Below are 13,823 nucleotides of genomic sequence, written 5' to 3' on the forward strand. Positions count from 1 at the left end.
ATTCAAATTTTATTTTTTTTAAGGGATTTAAGAAGACTGGAGAAAAACATATCAAACACAAATTATTTTACTTTTTAATGTCTGTTATTATTCCTTCTTCAGTAATTTTTCTTGTTGCTGCTCTTTTAACTAGTCCTGCTTTAATTGAAATGTCGAGTTTAAGAACTGATATGAATGATAAAATTTCCAGGATTATCTTCGGAAGCGTAATATTTGCTCCAAGTATTTTAATCAATATATATTTCTCGAAATTCTACTTAAAAAGAATTTCCAAAACAAAAAAGACAAACGAAATCGAATTAATCGGAAAAGAATGAAAAAAGAGAATAAATCAGTAATCATTTGGTTGCTATCAGGTTGTGTTTTATTATTTTTAATGGTTGTCGTGGGCGGAATCACACGTTTAACCAATTCAGGTTTATCAATGACGGACTGGCATTTGGTTACCGACACATTTCCGCCATTAACTGATGCAAAATGGCAGGCTGCTTTTGATGAGTATAAAAAATTTCCTGAGTACCAAAAAATCAATATTCACAACGATTTTCAATTAGCAGATTATAAATTCATTTATTTCTGGGAATGGTTTCACCGCTTCATCGGTCGTATAATTGGATTGGTTTTCTTTGTTCCGTTTGTTTACTTCTTAATCAGAAAGAAATTAGATACGCCAACAATTAAAAAATGTATCGTCCTTTTGGCAATGGGAGCGTTTCAGGGATTTTTAGGTTGGTTTATGGTTCGAAGCGGGTTAATCGATAATCCGGATGTAAGTCATTTTAGACTCTCATTACACTTAACTTTTGCCTTTATCACTTTCGCTTATACACTTTGGGTTGCGCTGGATTTGATTTATCCTGAAAGAAATATCAATAAAATATTACCGCTTCGCAAAATCGCCAGATATGCTTTAGTCGCTTTATTAATTCAAATTATTTATGGCGGATTTGTTGCCGGACTAAATGCCGGATTAATTCATAATCACTGGCCTTTAATGAGCGATGGAGAGTTTATTCACGAATCGGTTTTTATTGAGCAGTCTAGTTTGATTAAGAATTTAATTGAAGGGAAAAGTGGCGTTCAGTTTGTACACAGAACTTTTGCTTATTTTGTAGTTGGGATTATTCTTTTTCTTTTTTTCAAAAGCAAAAAATATACGCTTACCAATACGCAGGCAAACGGAATCAATACTTTAGTAGTTTTTGTTTTTATACAATTCCTTCTTGGTGTTTTTACTTTATTATACAGCGTGCCTTTGGCTTTAGGATTAATTCACCAAATTATGGCGTTTTTCCTTTTGAGTGCCATGACATATACATTGCACCGATTGAGCAAATAATGTTTTGAATTAAAATAAAATAAAAAAGAGCCGAAAAATTTCGGCTCTTTTTTATTTTATGTGTTTGGTTAATTGCGGCGAAATGATCATGTCATAAAAAGTTCCGAAGGAACGATCTATATTGTAGAGACGGATTTCAATCCGTCAGAGGTGAATTCATTTAAAAAAATCTATTTTACCCCAACCAGGTTTTAAAATCCTGCACTTTTTCACGGCTTACAATAACCTCATCTTCTTTGTAAGTTGGTAAAATTACTTTTAAACGAGAATTGGTATACACCTGAATTTCTTTAATTGCCTGAAGCGGAACAATAAATTTTCTGCTTACGCGGAAGAAATCTTTTTTGTCTAATTCCTGCTCCAGAATCTCTAAAGTCGAATCGATTAAATAATTTCGATTGTCGTATGTATGAATATATGTACCTTTGTTTTCGCTAAAAAAACATTCAATTTCTTCTGTAGTAATTACTTTTAAGTGCTGACCAATTTTAACTGTAAATCTCTTTTTATAAACTTTCTCAAAAGGATTTGACAACATTTGGCGGATCTGCTCAAAATCAAGCTGCAGATTTTGAGTTTCTGAACTTGGTTTTGGCAAGCGTGTTTTAAATTTAGTAACCGCCACTTCAAGATCGTCTTCGTCAATTGGTTTAAGAAGATAATCGATACTATTTAATTTGAATGCTTTTAAGGCATACTCATCATAAGCTGTTGTAAAAATAATGGCGCTTTTGATATCAATTTTTTCAAAAATTTCAAACGATAAACCATCTGACAATTGAATATCCAGAAAAATCAAATCCGGATGATCGTTATTGCTAAACCAATGAAGTGATTCTTCTACAGAATGTAACATTGTTTTTACAGCAATATCTAACTTTTCAAGCTTTCGCTGTAATAATCGCGCAGCTGGTTTTTCGTCTTCTATAATTAATGTGGTCATTGACTAATGTGCAAAATTTGAAAAAAAATATAATTTAAAATTACTCCCATTTATTCTTATTCTGAGCTTCTCTCTCCATATATTTTTTAATTTTTTTGTCCTCCCAATCTTTATTGAAAAAAAGATCAGGTCCAAAAACTGAAAATGCATGAATGGCTAAAGCAATACCCCAATAAAATGCTGTTGAATAGACTTCCCATTCTCTAAAGTTTCTAATTTCAAAATGATTCCCTATAAAGCCTCTGCTATTCAAACTAGAAATAATGATAATCGCATTTACGATAAGGTAAACCTTCAAATGCGAATAAAAGCCTTTTATTCTTTTTACTTTTCTGTATGCTATATTGTAACTTTCATCTGTACTAAATTCATGTGCATAATCTTCGTACATGCGTCTTCTAAATCGTCCCATTTTTATTGAATTAAATTATTGCCATTTATTTTTATTCTCTTTTTCTTTCTCCATCAATTCTTTGATTTTTCTTTCTTCCCAATCTTTACCTAAAACCGGAAATACTTCAAAAACCTTTAATCCGTGAAAAAGAACTCCAACTCCCCACCACAATAAGGGCCAGAAAAACCATAAATATTCTGGTGATGTCCATAAATTAATGACAATCAAAATAATATTAACACCAATATAAGAGGTAAGATTAGCATAAAAGCCTTTTATATTTTCTACTTTCTTTTTTGCAAGATAGTATCTGTCTTCTTCGTTATATTTTATTTCCATGATTACACCCATTTTTGTTTTTTTTGTCTTTTCTCTAAAATACTTTTCAGTTTACGTTCTTCCCATTCATTTCCCAGAATTTTAAAAGAAACAAATAAATCAATTGCAGAACATACAAATACCGAACTCCAAATTACCATTACAACATCGTTTAAAAAGTTTAGTGGAAAAAAGTTCAACGGAGCTCCATAATATTCCTTTAACACAAAAGCTGTTAATCCTGCTGCAAACATTAAAGCATGTATATAAAAGGATCTTAGTCTAACTACTTTTCTTCTAAAGATTTGCTCGAACTCCAATTTTTCTCTTTCATTGTTACAATTCGTTTCCATGATTACTCCCATTTTTGTACTTTATTTTTCTTTTCTAATAGGCTTCTCAACTTTCGTTCTTCCCATTCTCGACCAAGAAATTTATAAGAAACCACCATATCAATTACACAGCTGATGTAAACTGCCGTCCAAAGACTCATTACAACTCCGTTTATAAATTGAAAAGGGAAAGAATGCAAAGGCAATTCTGTAAATTCTTTCAAAAGATAAACAGCTAAAGCAATGATGTAAAAAAATGTGTATTTATAAAATGATTTCAGTTTAGCTACTTTTTTACTTGCTAATTGCTGTAATTCATTTTCTTCGATATTATTAGTAGAATTGTTTTCCATGATTACTCCCATTTTTGTTTTGGATTTTCTTTGTCTAAAATTGCCTGAATTTTTCGTTCTTCCCAGTCTTTATTAAAAATTGGAGAGAAATTAAAAGCTTTCATTCCGTGTAAAATTATCGGAACTGCCCATCCCAGTACAGAATATAAACACCATAAATAACCTGGCGAAGTCATAAGATTTACTACAATAACTATGGGATTGCAAAGAAGATAAACCGTTAAATGCTGATAAAACTTCTTAATTTCAACCACTTTTTTCTGAGCTTCATAATAACGTTCTCCTTTATTATAATTTGGTTCCATGATTATTTCCAGTTTTTCTGTTGGTTTTCTTTTTCTAAAATCTCCCTGATTTTTCGTTCTTCCCAATCAGAGCTGTATCCAAATACTTTAAAAGCATGCATCACAACTCCAAATCCCCAACCTAAAGCCGAAAACCAAAACCACTGAAATCCAGGAGAGTACGTTAAATTTACAAAAATTAAGCACGGAATCACACAACAATATGAAATTACGTTTGCATAAAATCCTTTTAATTCTTCTACTCTCTTTTTTGCTCTGAAATAAGCTTTAGTTTCGTCGCTATAATCTGCACTTGTTTCCATAACTGTAATTTGTTTGGTTAAAATTGGAATTTTAACCGTGAAATTTTTCTCGTTTTGTTCCACTATAACTTTCCTGTTCGTTACAATTTCGTAGCGGTTTACAATGTTCTGCAGCCCTACTCCTTGTCTATCTTGCAATACTTCTTTCTTTTGAAAATCATTTTGAATTGCCAAATAATCTCCATCAATAAAAATCCTGATGTGCAGCGGTTTTTGCTCGCTTACTACATTATGCTTTACTGTATTTTCAAGCAGAAGCTGTAACGATAACGGAACCACTTTTGCGTCTGGGTTAATATCTGTTGCAGGTAATTCATAAAACAAACTATTCTCAAAACGCATTTTCAGTAAATTCATGTACGTTTTTGCAAACGACAATTCATCTTCTACCGAAACCAATTCTTTGTCTTTTTGTTCTAAAACATATCGATAAATTTTAGATAATGAAGTCGTAAAACGCTGTGCATTATCCGGATTTTCTTCGATTAAAGAACTAAGAACGTTTAAACTATTAAAAAGAAAATGCGGGTCAATCTGATTTTTTAAACTCTCGAATTTAGCACTTGCCGTTCCCGCAATAATCTTTTGTTGTGTGATTTCAAATTTTGATGCTTGTTTCCATTTTACCATAAAACTTCGCGCCTGCATAAAAGTAGAAACCGCTAAAGCCAGCATGATATAAAACATATGCACCCAAACCATTCGCTCGCTGAAAAACTTTTCTAACGAAACATTTTGAAGAATAACATAGATGTAATAATTTATTCCTAAAACTACCGGAACCGTGTACAAAACTGTAACTAAAATTCCGTAATACACCCTTAGGTTTGTCTGCTCTAACCAATCCCATTTTTTGTCTAACAGCACATTAAGATAACCGTTGCCAAAACCTACCAGGAAAGAATAAAGACAGCTTATAAAAAAAGTAATAAGAACGTTTTGAACATTTAAGTCATCTCCTAAACAAGCTGAAAATATTACGGTAAAGATCATAGAAATCTTAAACGAAACTATGGTTCCGCTTTTTAAATCTGCATATACATTTCTATTGTCTTTCATTATAATAATCTAGCTTATATTAGTTTTATTTTTTACAGTTTTTTTGAGCTTCTAAAGCTCTGTCTAATCCCCATTTAGGAGAAAAAGGAGTTTCTGGTTTAAAAGTAGCAAAAAGTTCTACAGCTTTATCAACTTGAGCACAAAGTGGTTTTGTATCAACACCTGTCCATTTTGCACCGCCTATTTGGTAATCAGCTTCACCAAAAACAATTCTTGGGTTGTTTGGGTCGATCGCTTTTCCTTTTGCATAAGCTTCCATTACTTTAGCCGAATATTTCATTCCGTTTGTCATTGGGTCAGCCACAACATATCCTGTATAAATTAAAGCTTGCAAAGCATAAAGTTCTGCATTGTTTTGATCTTTTATAAATTCAATATCTAATGCGTCTTGCGCTTTTGTCAATAACAAATCAATTTTTGTTTTGTCTTTTTCAGTAAAAACCGCTGTTGCATTCATTAAAGCAATATAATAATTTGGCAGATAACTGGTTTTATCAGCAGAAGCAATTCTTTCAAATAATGCCGAAGCTTCTGTAGTTTTGCCTTCTTTCCAAAGTGCAAAGGCTTTAGTCATTCCTTGCTCAAATTGAGTTTGAGCTGAACTTATTACTACAACAAATAATGCGATTAACGTGATGATTTTTTTCATTTTATAAGTAATTTAAATAGTTATTTTGATTTGTTTGTTAGTTACTAATTTATAATACAATTTCAATTTTTGAATCTTTATTAAGAGCAAATTTAGCATCTTTATAGGCAGGCGGCCCCATAAATCCTTTTGCATTGTTTGAAGCTGCATAATCTTCAGAAGGAATTCCCATCACATTTTTGTCCAATTTCCCGTTATTGTTTTCATCGTGATATGTTGTAATTGCATATTCTCCAGCCGGAAGATTTTCAAATGTTACGGTAACTTCATTGTTTTTAATTTCTGAAGCTACGCTTTTATAAGTCGTGTTAAGAAATGTTGCATCTGAATTGTACAAGCCTACTTTTACAATTCCTGTATTGTTTTTTAAACCTGAAACAGCAACAGTTAATTTTACATTTTGAGCAGACATTAAGCTGCAGATAAATAACGTGATTAGTGTAATAATTTTGGTCATGGTTTCTTTTTTTTTAAGTTTCTAAGTTACTACGGTTCTGAGATTCTAAGTTTTTTGTTGATGATTAAAACTCTTTTTTTTTAAGGTTCTAAGGTTTTGAGTTGCTAAGGGACTAAGTTTTTTTCTTAATGTCTTAGAAGCTTAGCAACTTAAATACTTATTATTTTATACTTCAAAAGTATCTCGGATTTTATTGTTTTAAAATTAAATGATACTGAGTTGTTGATTTTTGCTACTGAATTGTTTCTTCTTAAGGTGCAAAGGTTCAAAGTGACAGAGAGACAAAGGTTTTCCTTTTAGGTTCAAAGAGGAAAAGGTTCAGAGATACTGAGGTTTTTATCCTAAAAACTTAAAAATTTACTATTTCAAAAAACCTCTGAACCTTTGTCACTTTGAAACTAAAATTAAAGATTCTTCAACTGATTCTCGCTCTTATTCTGGCTGATCGTCCAGAAGAAACCTACGAAGAAAAATCGGTCTGCGGTTGGTGTAATTGCTTGTCTGTTATACACTCCATTTGGATCTGGTAATTTTGCGTAATCGTATCCAAAAATATTCTGCGTTCCTAAAAGGTTTGAAACTGAGAAATAAAGGATTTTTTGTGTTGTTAATAAATACGCCCAGTTAAAACTCAAACTATTATATGATTTTGTTTTTCCGTTCATGAATTGCGTTTGGTTTGGATCATTGTACGGACGACCTGAACTGTAACTGTTTGTGAATCCAATTTGTGATTTCCAGTCGGTAATAAAATATTTGGTTACTACAGATAAGGTATGATTTGCAATAAAACTCGGCGTTGCCATTGTTGGAAAATTCTTGTATTGTCTTTCAGAATCGATATAAGAATAGGAAATCCAATATTCTAAGTTTTTATACAAATTACTGTCTCTCCAAAATAAATCCAATCCTTTTGCATACCCTTTTCCGTTATTATTGAAAATAGAATTGTACTGAATGTCTCTTGTATCGTATTGCACTAAATTGGTGTAATCTTTATAATAAGCCTCGGCTCTAAAAGTTTGTCCCGGCTGTGTAAATTGATAATTTAAAATATAATGCTGTGCTTTTTCACTTTCAAACTGATGGTATTTTGAATACTTAATATAATCTACAACAGGAGTTTGAGAAAAGTCTCCGTAAGCAAATGAAAACTGACTGCTTTTTGAAACTTTATAAGCCAATGAAGCTCTTGGTGCAATATTATTTTCGTTTAATAAACTGTTGTTCGAATATCTTAAACCAACTTTCATTGCCAGTTTTTTAGAGAATAAAATATCTGCTTCGGTATAAGCTGCAAAAATGTTAGAATCATATCCGTTTTTCACATCAATAGAAATATTGTCATCAAAATTTTCATTGAATTTGGTAATGAAATAGTCCGCTCCAAAAGACAATTTGAAATAGTTTGAAACTTTCTTTCCTAGTTTCAATTTCAACTGCGCTGCATTTTCATCTGTATTAATATCATTAATATCGTATTTTGTTTTGTTTTTACTGTAACCGTAACTAATTCCAGAAGTTAACTGCCATCCTGTTCCAAAAGTTCCTTTATAAGAAGAATTTAAGTAAAAGTTATTATTGTTTAAATCTGTTCTGATAGGATTTTCGAAATTGATGTTTTTCTGGTTCAAATCGAATTTTTCAGAATCAAAAGCAGCGTATAATTTGAAAATTCCGTTTGTGAAATTGTATCGGTAAACTGTTTCTCCGCCAAGAGATTGATATGGATTATTCCAGTCTACATTTTGTGGAATTACAGCTTGATAAGGCGCTAAATTAATATAAGCCATATTTACACTTAACGAGCTCTTTGTCCATTTTTGAGTATTTCCTAAACTCAAACCAACGGTCATTAAGCCAATATCTGTTTTATTATGATCCGGTTCATCCTGTGTATTCAAAAGTAGAACACTTGATAAAGCTTCACCATATTCTGCAGAGTAACCTCCTGTAGAAAAAGCAATTCCGCTGAATAAGAAAGGAGAAAAACGGCTTCTGGTTGGTAAATTATTGGTTGTTGCTCCGTACGGCTGTGCCACGCGAATTCCGTCTACAAAAGTCTGTGTTTCGCTGGCTTCACCTCCACGAACAAACAAACGTCCGTCCTCGCCCACACTTTGTGTTCCCGGCAAAGTCTGTAAAGCTGCAATAATATTTCCGGCAGAACCTGCTGTTGTTACAATATCTAAAGGTTTTAAAACCGAAACTCTTGCTTTATCTCCAGATTCTAAAGTTCCGGCTGTAATGACAACGGCATCAAGAGCATTTACATTTTCTCTTAGTTTTACAATTTGATCTTTGTAGTTGGCAACATCAATTTCTTTTTTGAAAGTTTCGAAAAGTAAAAAGCTTACTACTAAAAACTGATTTCCAGTTGAAGAAGTTTCAAAAGAGAAATCTCCAGTTTCAGAACTCGTTGCTCCATCGTAAGTTCCATCTATATAAACGTTGGCTCCGGCAACTGGTTTTCCTTTTTGATCCAAAACTTTTCCTGAGATAACATTTTGCGCAAAAGTAAAAGTGCTTAGTAATAATAAAATAAAAGTAATTCTGGTTTTCATACCTGTTGATTTTATTGGTTATTGGTCATGTATGTTATCGCCTTTTATTTAATGGTGTTTGCAAGCAAACTTTTTTTAGTGGCGATTTCATGATATTGGTTTTTGATGAGGCAAATATATTTTAACATTTCTTGTTAAAAAATATATAATAACCCAATTGTAGAATTTTAAGGATGAGTTGTAAAATACTAATTTGTATCTTAGCTAGAAATTGAAAAACATCGTTAATCATGTCAGAAAGTAAAAGAGTTTCGAATTTGTATCAATCCATTTATAATGGAAATCCGTGGCTTGAAGTTACCTTAGCAGATACTCTAAAAGATGTAACTGCAGCTCAGGCTTATAAAAAAATCAACCCTAATTTAAACACGATTTGGGAAATTGTCAATCACCTCATACAATGGAGAAGAAACATATTAAAACGTGTTCAGGGAGAAATAATCACAACTCCAGATCATAATTATTTTGTGCCCATTTTAGATTCATCTGAACCAGCCTGGGAACAATCACTGCAAAGTCTGGCAAAATCTCAGGAATTATGGAATGATTGTTTGAGTAATTTTAATGATGCTGATTTTGAGAAAATAGATCAAAATAATAATCATAATTTTTATGAAGATATTCACGGAATTATTCAGCATGACGTTTATCATTTAGGCCAGATTGTTATTTTGAAAAAACTTCTTTAAAATATTAATTATGAAAAAACCCTTCTTATTACTCGTTTTATTACTGATGAATGCAATTGGTTTTTCTCAGGAAACCGAAGTTAAATTCGATGAAAATCTGGCAAAATCTCTGAATGCCGATGAATACGGAATGAAGAAATATGTCTTCTGCCTTTTAAAATCGGGAACTAATACAACGGCTTCAAAAGAAGAAACCAAAAAGTTGTTTGAAGGACATATGGCAAACATCGGCAAACTGGTAAAAGAAGGAAAACTCGCTGTTGCCGGACCTTTTATGAAAAATGATAGAAATTATCGAGGAATCTATATTTTTAATGTAGAAACTGTCGACGAAGCAAAAGCACTCGTAGCAACAGATCCGGCGATAAAAGCCAATTTACTCGAAGCCGAATTAACGCCTTGGTATTGCACCGCAGCTTTGCAGGAAACTGTAAAAATTCATGAGAAAATTGCTAAGACGAAAATGTAATACATTATATGAAAACTGAAAAAGAAAAAATGATTTCGGGTGAATATTATAACGCTTTTGACCCGGAATTAGTAAAAGGCCGCCGAACTGCAAAAAATCTTTTACACAGTTTGAATGTAAAAGAATATAGAGTTACCAAAAAAGCAAAAGAAATTTTAAAAGAGCTGATTCCGAATACGGGAGCTGGTTTTTACATCGAACCGCCTTTTCATTGTGATTACGGCTATAATATTTTTTGTGGAGAAAACGTTTATTTTAATGTGAACTGCGTTGTTCTGGATTGTGCGCCTGTAAATATTGGTTCAAATGTTTTTATTGCACCAAATGTTCAAATATATACAGCTTCGCATCCACTTGACGCTGAATTGAGAAAATCACTGGAAAATGCCTATCCCGTTACAATTGGAGACGATTGCTGGATTGGCGGAAATTCTGTTATTTGTCCGGGCGTGACAATTGGAAAAGGCTGTGTTATCGGCGCCGGATCTGTTGTTACAAAAGATATTCCAGACAATTCATTAGCTGTTGGAAATCCGGCAAAAGTAATCCGAAAATTAAATCAAGAACCTGAATCCAAATCATAATGCTTACCCTAAATAAAGTTCATCATATTGCCATTTTATGCTCTGATTATCAAAAATCAAAAACTTTTTATACCGAAATTTTAGGTTTAACAGTTATCAGAGAAATTTACAGAGAAGAACGTCAGTCGTACAAATTAGATTTGGCTTTAAATGGAATTTATGTAATTGAATTATTTTCATTCCCAGATCCGCCAAAAAGACCTTCAAGACCAGAAGCCGTTGGATTGCGTCATTTGGCATTCGAAGTAATTAATCTAAATGAAACTGTTGCTTTTTTGACTTCAAAAAACATAGAATCTGAGCCAATACGAATTGATGAAACGACAGAAAAACGTTTTACTTTTATCGCAGATCCTGATTTACTGCCGATAGAGTTTTATGAGAGATAAGCTTTTTTGCCACTAAGGCACTAAGGCACAAAGTTTTCTTTTAAAAATAAGTATAAATGCTGTTTTTACCTTCGTGTATAAAGGAATATTTCAATTTCGTCCAGCTTTAGCTGGATGATTAAAAAACCAAGCTTGAGAGGCTTTAGCCAAACATACATTTTCGGCTAAAGCCTTTTTCTATTCCAATTTTATTCCCCCAGCTAAAGCTGGAGGCAATTTATTTTCTTTAATAATTTTTAAAAAAACTTCGCGCCTTAGTGCCTTCGTGGCATCCATTATACCGCCATATCCTCAAAAACACACTGCAAGAATTTTCCTGTTTTTATCAGTTTTAACACATTAAAATGAATATTTACTATAAAAAACCGAATTTGATTCTTAATTTTGTAATCCGCATAAAAAAAGTGCGAATCAAATTTACTTCTGATGAATAAAACGGCGCAAATCAAAAAAAATCATCAATTTATTAAATTCCGAAAATTAGTTATTGTTTCTATTTTAATTGGCTTTCTTTCTGCCTTTCTCGGAATTTCACTTAAAAAAATAACCGAATATTACGAAGAAATCTTCTTTCATCAAGTTTCGGTAAACCCATTATTTTATATCATTTTTCCAGTTTTCGGATTATCTGTAATTTATTTTTTGAGACAATATCTTTTCAAGAAAAAAGAAAATAAAGGAATCAAAGAAGTTTTTGAAAGCACACAAACCACAAAAAATCTTCCCTCTTATAAAATTCCATCACACTTTATTAACGGATTACTTACTGTAGTTTTTGGAGGTTCAACCGGAATCGAAGTTTCTACCGTAGTTGCAACAGCTACAATTGGTTCAGTTGCTCACGAAAAAGAAAATGTTTTCCGTCAGTACAAAACAGAATTAATCTGCGCCGGAGTTGCAGCCGGAGTAACCGCACTTTTCAGCAGTCCAATTGCGGGAATTTTATTTGCTCTTGAAGTTATTTCCAGAAAAGTTACTCGAGCATTTATCATTTCAAATGTAATTGCGGTTTCAGTTGCCTTTGGTTTGCTTTCTATTTTAAAAGAAGAACCTTTGTTTGCAGTTTCTATTGAAACCTGGCATTTAAAAGCGATTCCGTATTTTATTCTTTTAGGAATTTTAGCCGGAATGAACTCGGTTTATTTAACCAAATGTGTATTGTTTTTTAAATCTCAATTTGGAAAAATCGGAACTCATTATTATAAAATCATTATCGGTTCTGCGGTTTTAAGTGTTTCCTTATTTATTTTTCCTCAATTATATGGCGAAGGTTATCATGCTATAAAAAGTATTTTTGGGAATACTGCACAAATTCCATTAACGATAACTTTAGCTTTAACATTCATCGGAATTTTAATTCTAAAACCAATCGTAACTTCTATAACATTAGCTTCTGGCGGCGACGGCGGCGTTTTTGCTCCGAGTCTGTTTATTGGGGCCTTCTTAGGATTATTATTGGCTTCAGTTTTAAACAGTTTTTTCCATGTAAATGTAATTCCGGTTAACTTTATGATTATCGGAATGGCGGCTGTTTTGAGCGCCAGTATTCATGCTCCTTTTACAGCCATCTTTTTAGTATGCGGATTAACAAACGATTATACTTTGTTTTTACCAATTCTTGTTGTTTGTTTGATTTCAAAATACACAGCAAAAACGCTTTATCCTTATACTGTATATAGTTATGCCCCAAGCTTAACGAAATAAATATTTTTTTTAGGCCACAGATTTCACAGATTGATAATCCTTTTTAATCTGTGAAATCTGTGGCAAAAAATACCACAAATTATATTATTATGCCCACTCCTAAAATTAAAAGAAGCTATCGCAAAACACGTTACATTCTTTACAAAGAAACTTTAATTGATTACAAGGAACATTTTTGGTCGTTTTTAGGATCATTTGTTGGAATTGGAATTCTGGCTTACGTACAATCAATCCACTTTTCGGGAAGCGATGCTGTTTATTTAATTGGTTCTTTTGGAGCTTCGAGCGTTTTGGTTTACGGAATTATTCAAAGTCCGTTTTCTCAGCCTCGAAATTTGGTTGGCGGACATGTAATCTCTGCTCTAGTTGGCGTAACCGTTCACAAACTGGTTCCGGATATTATGTATATCGCTGCTCCATTGGCAGTTTCAATTGCGATAATTTTAATGCAGATTACTAAAACACTTCATCCGCCGGGAGGCGCAACGGCTTTAATTGCTGTTATTGGAACAGAAAAAGTAAAAGCTTTGGGATATATGTATGTGCTTTCTCCTGTTTTAAGCGGCGTACTTATTTTACTTTTAACGGCTTTGATTTTTAATAATATGACTTCAAGCAGAAGTTATCCTAGCCATAGTACTTACCACAAACATTATCATAAAATTAGAAAGAGATTGACCGGGAGATAAGATTTTTTCTAAGTCTCGTTTGTCATTTCGAGGAACGAGAAATCGCACTAGAAATTCCGCAAAGAAATGTCGTCAAACTTTATCGATTAACTTGTGCGATTTCTCGTTCCTCGAAATGACAAACTGCTGAATGTTTGCTAACAAAAATCGGGCTTCGACTTCGCTCAGCCTGACAATCGATTTTCGCTTCCTCTTTACAAGAGAAAAATCTTTTCAACAAATCGTAATTCACAATTCGTATTTCATTTTTTATATTTTACCTTTGACCTCTCAATAAAAACAAA

Annotated in this window: 18 protein-coding genes; 8 read left to right on the forward strand and 10 right to left on the reverse strand. The window is 32.6% G+C overall.

The annotated features are described in order from the left end of the window. The first annotated feature begins 77 nt into the window (after positions 1-77). Together B3C18_RS11965 and B3C18_RS11970 are read left to right on the forward strand one after the other, a co-directional pair. Complete coding sequence (locus B3C18_RS11965) at positions 78-317, forward strand: hypothetical protein (protein WP_291146946.1); 240 nt, start codon at positions 78-80, stop codon at positions 315-317. After that, a complete protein-coding gene (locus B3C18_RS11970; protein ID WP_053473882.1) occupies positions 314-1,339 on the forward strand; it encodes a COX15/CtaA family protein in 1,026 nt (341 codons plus the stop codon). The genes B3C18_RS11965 and B3C18_RS11970 overlap by 4 nt, the downstream gene beginning before the upstream one ends. Before the next feature lie 175 nt (positions 1,340-1,514). Here the strand turns inward: B3C18_RS11970 and B3C18_RS11975 are convergent, their stop codons facing one another. From B3C18_RS11975 to B3C18_RS12020, 10 genes are all read right to left on the reverse strand, one after another. Next, positions 1,515-2,282: a LytR/AlgR family response regulator transcription factor gene (locus B3C18_RS11975; RefSeq protein WP_291146949.1), complete on the reverse strand. Its 768-nt coding sequence runs from the start codon at positions 2,280-2,282 to the stop codon at positions 1,515-1,517. Positions 2,283-2,322: 40 nt separating this feature from the next. Beyond that, positions 2,323-2,694, reverse strand: coding sequence for a 2TM domain-containing protein (locus tag B3C18_RS11980; protein ID WP_291146951.1), 372 nt, complete (start codon positions 2,692-2,694; stop codon positions 2,323-2,325). A gap of 15 nt (positions 2,695-2,709) precedes the next feature. Continuing rightward, complete coding sequence (locus B3C18_RS11985; RefSeq protein ID WP_234984729.1) at positions 2,710-3,015, reverse strand: 2TM domain-containing protein; 306 nt, start codon at positions 3,013-3,015, stop codon at positions 2,710-2,712. A gap of 2 nt (positions 3,016-3,017) precedes the next feature. After that, positions 3,018-3,347 carry a 2TM domain-containing protein gene (locus B3C18_RS11990; RefSeq protein ID WP_291146954.1) on the reverse strand — a complete coding sequence of 110 codons (330 nt, stop codon included), beginning with the start codon at positions 3,345-3,347 and terminating at the stop codon, positions 3,018-3,020. A 2-nt stretch (positions 3,348-3,349) separates the two neighbouring features. Further along, the gene (locus B3C18_RS11995; RefSeq protein ID WP_291146956.1) at positions 3,350-3,679 is read right to left on the reverse strand and encodes a 2TM domain-containing protein; all 330 of its coding nucleotides are present in this window, start codon (positions 3,677-3,679) and stop codon (positions 3,350-3,352) included. Positions 3,680-3,681: 2 nt separating this feature from the next. Further along, a complete protein-coding gene (locus tag B3C18_RS12000) occupies positions 3,682-3,984 on the reverse strand; it encodes a 2TM domain-containing protein (RefSeq protein WP_291146958.1) in 303 nt (100 codons plus the stop codon). Between the two features lie 2 nt (positions 3,985-3,986). Further along, on the reverse strand, positions 3,987-5,345 hold the full coding sequence (locus B3C18_RS12005) for a 2TM domain-containing protein (RefSeq protein ID WP_291146960.1): 1,359 nt from the start codon (positions 5,343-5,345) through the stop codon (positions 3,987-3,989). A 25-nt stretch (positions 5,346-5,370) separates the two neighbouring features. Beyond that, complete coding sequence (locus B3C18_RS12010) at positions 5,371-5,994, reverse strand: hypothetical protein (protein WP_291146962.1); 624 nt, start codon at positions 5,992-5,994, stop codon at positions 5,371-5,373. A 49-nt stretch (positions 5,995-6,043) separates the two neighbouring features. Beyond that, positions 6,044-6,451: a DUF2141 domain-containing protein gene (locus B3C18_RS12015; protein WP_291146964.1), complete on the reverse strand. Its 408-nt coding sequence runs from the start codon at positions 6,449-6,451 to the stop codon at positions 6,044-6,046. Between the two features lie 404 nt (positions 6,452-6,855). Next, positions 6,856-9,015, reverse strand: coding sequence for a TonB-dependent receptor (locus B3C18_RS12020; protein ID WP_291146966.1), 2,160 nt, complete (start codon positions 9,013-9,015; stop codon positions 6,856-6,858). Positions 9,016-9,245: 230 nt separating this feature from the next. Between B3C18_RS12020 and B3C18_RS12025 the strand changes: the two genes are divergently transcribed. The 6 genes from B3C18_RS12025 (at position 9,246) to B3C18_RS12050 (ending at position 13,539) form a co-directional block, all read left to right on the forward strand. Then, positions 9,246-9,704 carry a DinB family protein gene (locus B3C18_RS12025; RefSeq protein ID WP_057120995.1) on the forward strand — a complete coding sequence of 153 codons (459 nt, stop codon included), beginning with the start codon at positions 9,246-9,248 and terminating at the stop codon, positions 9,702-9,704. A gap of 10 nt (positions 9,705-9,714) precedes the next feature. Then, positions 9,715-10,173 (forward strand): YciI family protein, encoded by a 459-nt coding sequence (locus B3C18_RS12030; protein WP_291146971.1) that lies wholly within the window; start codon positions 9,715-9,717, stop codon positions 10,171-10,173. Positions 10,174-10,181: 8 nt separating this feature from the next. Beyond that, positions 10,182-10,757 carry a sugar O-acetyltransferase gene (locus B3C18_RS12035; protein ID WP_053473870.1) on the forward strand — a complete coding sequence of 192 codons (576 nt, stop codon included), beginning with the start codon at positions 10,182-10,184 and terminating at the stop codon, positions 10,755-10,757. After that, positions 10,757-11,146, forward strand: coding sequence for a VOC family protein (locus B3C18_RS12040; RefSeq protein ID WP_256635732.1), 390 nt, complete (start codon positions 10,757-10,759; stop codon positions 11,144-11,146). Before B3C18_RS12035 ends, B3C18_RS12040 begins: the two co-directional genes overlap by 1 nt. A 426-nt stretch (positions 11,147-11,572) precedes the next feature. Next, the gene (locus B3C18_RS12045) at positions 11,573-12,850 is read left to right on the forward strand and encodes a chloride channel protein (RefSeq protein ID WP_291146975.1); all 1,278 of its coding nucleotides are present in this window, start codon (positions 11,573-11,575) and stop codon (positions 12,848-12,850) included. A gap of 89 nt (positions 12,851-12,939) precedes the next feature. Next, on the forward strand, positions 12,940-13,539 hold the full coding sequence (locus B3C18_RS12050) for an HPP family protein (RefSeq protein ID WP_291147012.1): 600 nt from the start codon (positions 12,940-12,942) through the stop codon (positions 13,537-13,539). Positions 13,540-13,823 lie beyond the last annotated feature (284 nt).

This window comes from Flavobacterium sp. UBA7680 (assembly GCF_002482975.1).
In the GTDB taxonomy this organism is placed as follows: Bacteria; Bacteroidota; Bacteroidia; order Flavobacteriales; family Flavobacteriaceae; genus Flavobacterium.

Excerpts from the sequence above, each read along its gene's own strand:
- B3C18_RS11965 (WP_291146946.1), top strand. The coding sequence starts at position 78 with ATGTCTGTTATTATTCCTTCTTCAGTAATTTTTCTTGTTGCTGCTCTT.
- B3C18_RS11970 (WP_053473882.1), top strand. The coding sequence starts at position 314 with ATGAAAAAAGAGAATAAATCAGTAATCATTTGGTTGCTATCAGGTTGT.
- B3C18_RS11975 (WP_291146949.1), bottom strand. The coding sequence starts at position 2,282 with ATGACCACATTAATTATAGAAGACGAAAAACCAGCTGCGCGATTATTA.
- B3C18_RS11980 (WP_291146951.1), bottom strand. The coding sequence starts at position 2,694 with ATGGGACGATTTAGAAGACGCATGTACGAAGATTATGCACATGAATTT.
- B3C18_RS11985 (WP_234984729.1), bottom strand. The coding sequence starts at position 3,015 with ATGGAAATAAAATATAACGAAGAAGACAGATACTATCTTGCAAAAAAG.
- B3C18_RS11990 (WP_291146954.1), bottom strand. The coding sequence starts at position 3,347 with ATGGAAACGAATTGTAACAATGAAAGAGAAAAATTGGAGTTCGAGCAA.
- B3C18_RS11995 (WP_291146956.1), bottom strand. The coding sequence starts at position 3,679 with ATGGAAAACAATTCTACTAATAATATCGAAGAAAATGAATTACAGCAA.
- B3C18_RS12000 (WP_291146958.1), bottom strand. The coding sequence starts at position 3,984 with ATGGAACCAAATTATAATAAAGGAGAACGTTATTATGAAGCTCAGAAA.
- B3C18_RS12005 (WP_291146960.1), bottom strand. The coding sequence starts at position 5,345 with ATGAAAGACAATAGAAATGTATATGCAGATTTAAAAAGCGGAACCATA.
- B3C18_RS12010 (WP_291146962.1), bottom strand. The coding sequence starts at position 5,994 with ATGAAAAAAATCATCACGTTAATCGCATTATTTGTTGTAGTAATAAGT.
- B3C18_RS12015 (WP_291146964.1), bottom strand. The coding sequence starts at position 6,451 with ATGACCAAAATTATTACACTAATCACGTTATTTATCTGCAGCTTAATG.
- B3C18_RS12020 (WP_291146966.1), bottom strand. The coding sequence starts at position 9,015 with ATGAAAACCAGAATTACTTTTATTTTATTATTACTAAGCACTTTTACT.
- B3C18_RS12025 (WP_057120995.1), top strand. The coding sequence starts at position 9,246 with ATGTCAGAAAGTAAAAGAGTTTCGAATTTGTATCAATCCATTTATAAT.
- B3C18_RS12030 (WP_291146971.1), top strand. The coding sequence starts at position 9,715 with ATGAAAAAACCCTTCTTATTACTCGTTTTATTACTGATGAATGCAATT.
- B3C18_RS12035 (WP_053473870.1), top strand. The coding sequence starts at position 10,182 with ATGAAAACTGAAAAAGAAAAAATGATTTCGGGTGAATATTATAACGCT.
- B3C18_RS12040 (WP_256635732.1), top strand. The coding sequence starts at position 10,757 with ATGCTTACCCTAAATAAAGTTCATCATATTGCCATTTTATGCTCTGAT.
- B3C18_RS12045 (WP_291146975.1), top strand. The coding sequence starts at position 11,573 with ATGAATAAAACGGCGCAAATCAAAAAAAATCATCAATTTATTAAATTC.
- B3C18_RS12050 (WP_291147012.1), top strand. The coding sequence starts at position 12,940 with ATGCCCACTCCTAAAATTAAAAGAAGCTATCGCAAAACACGTTACATT.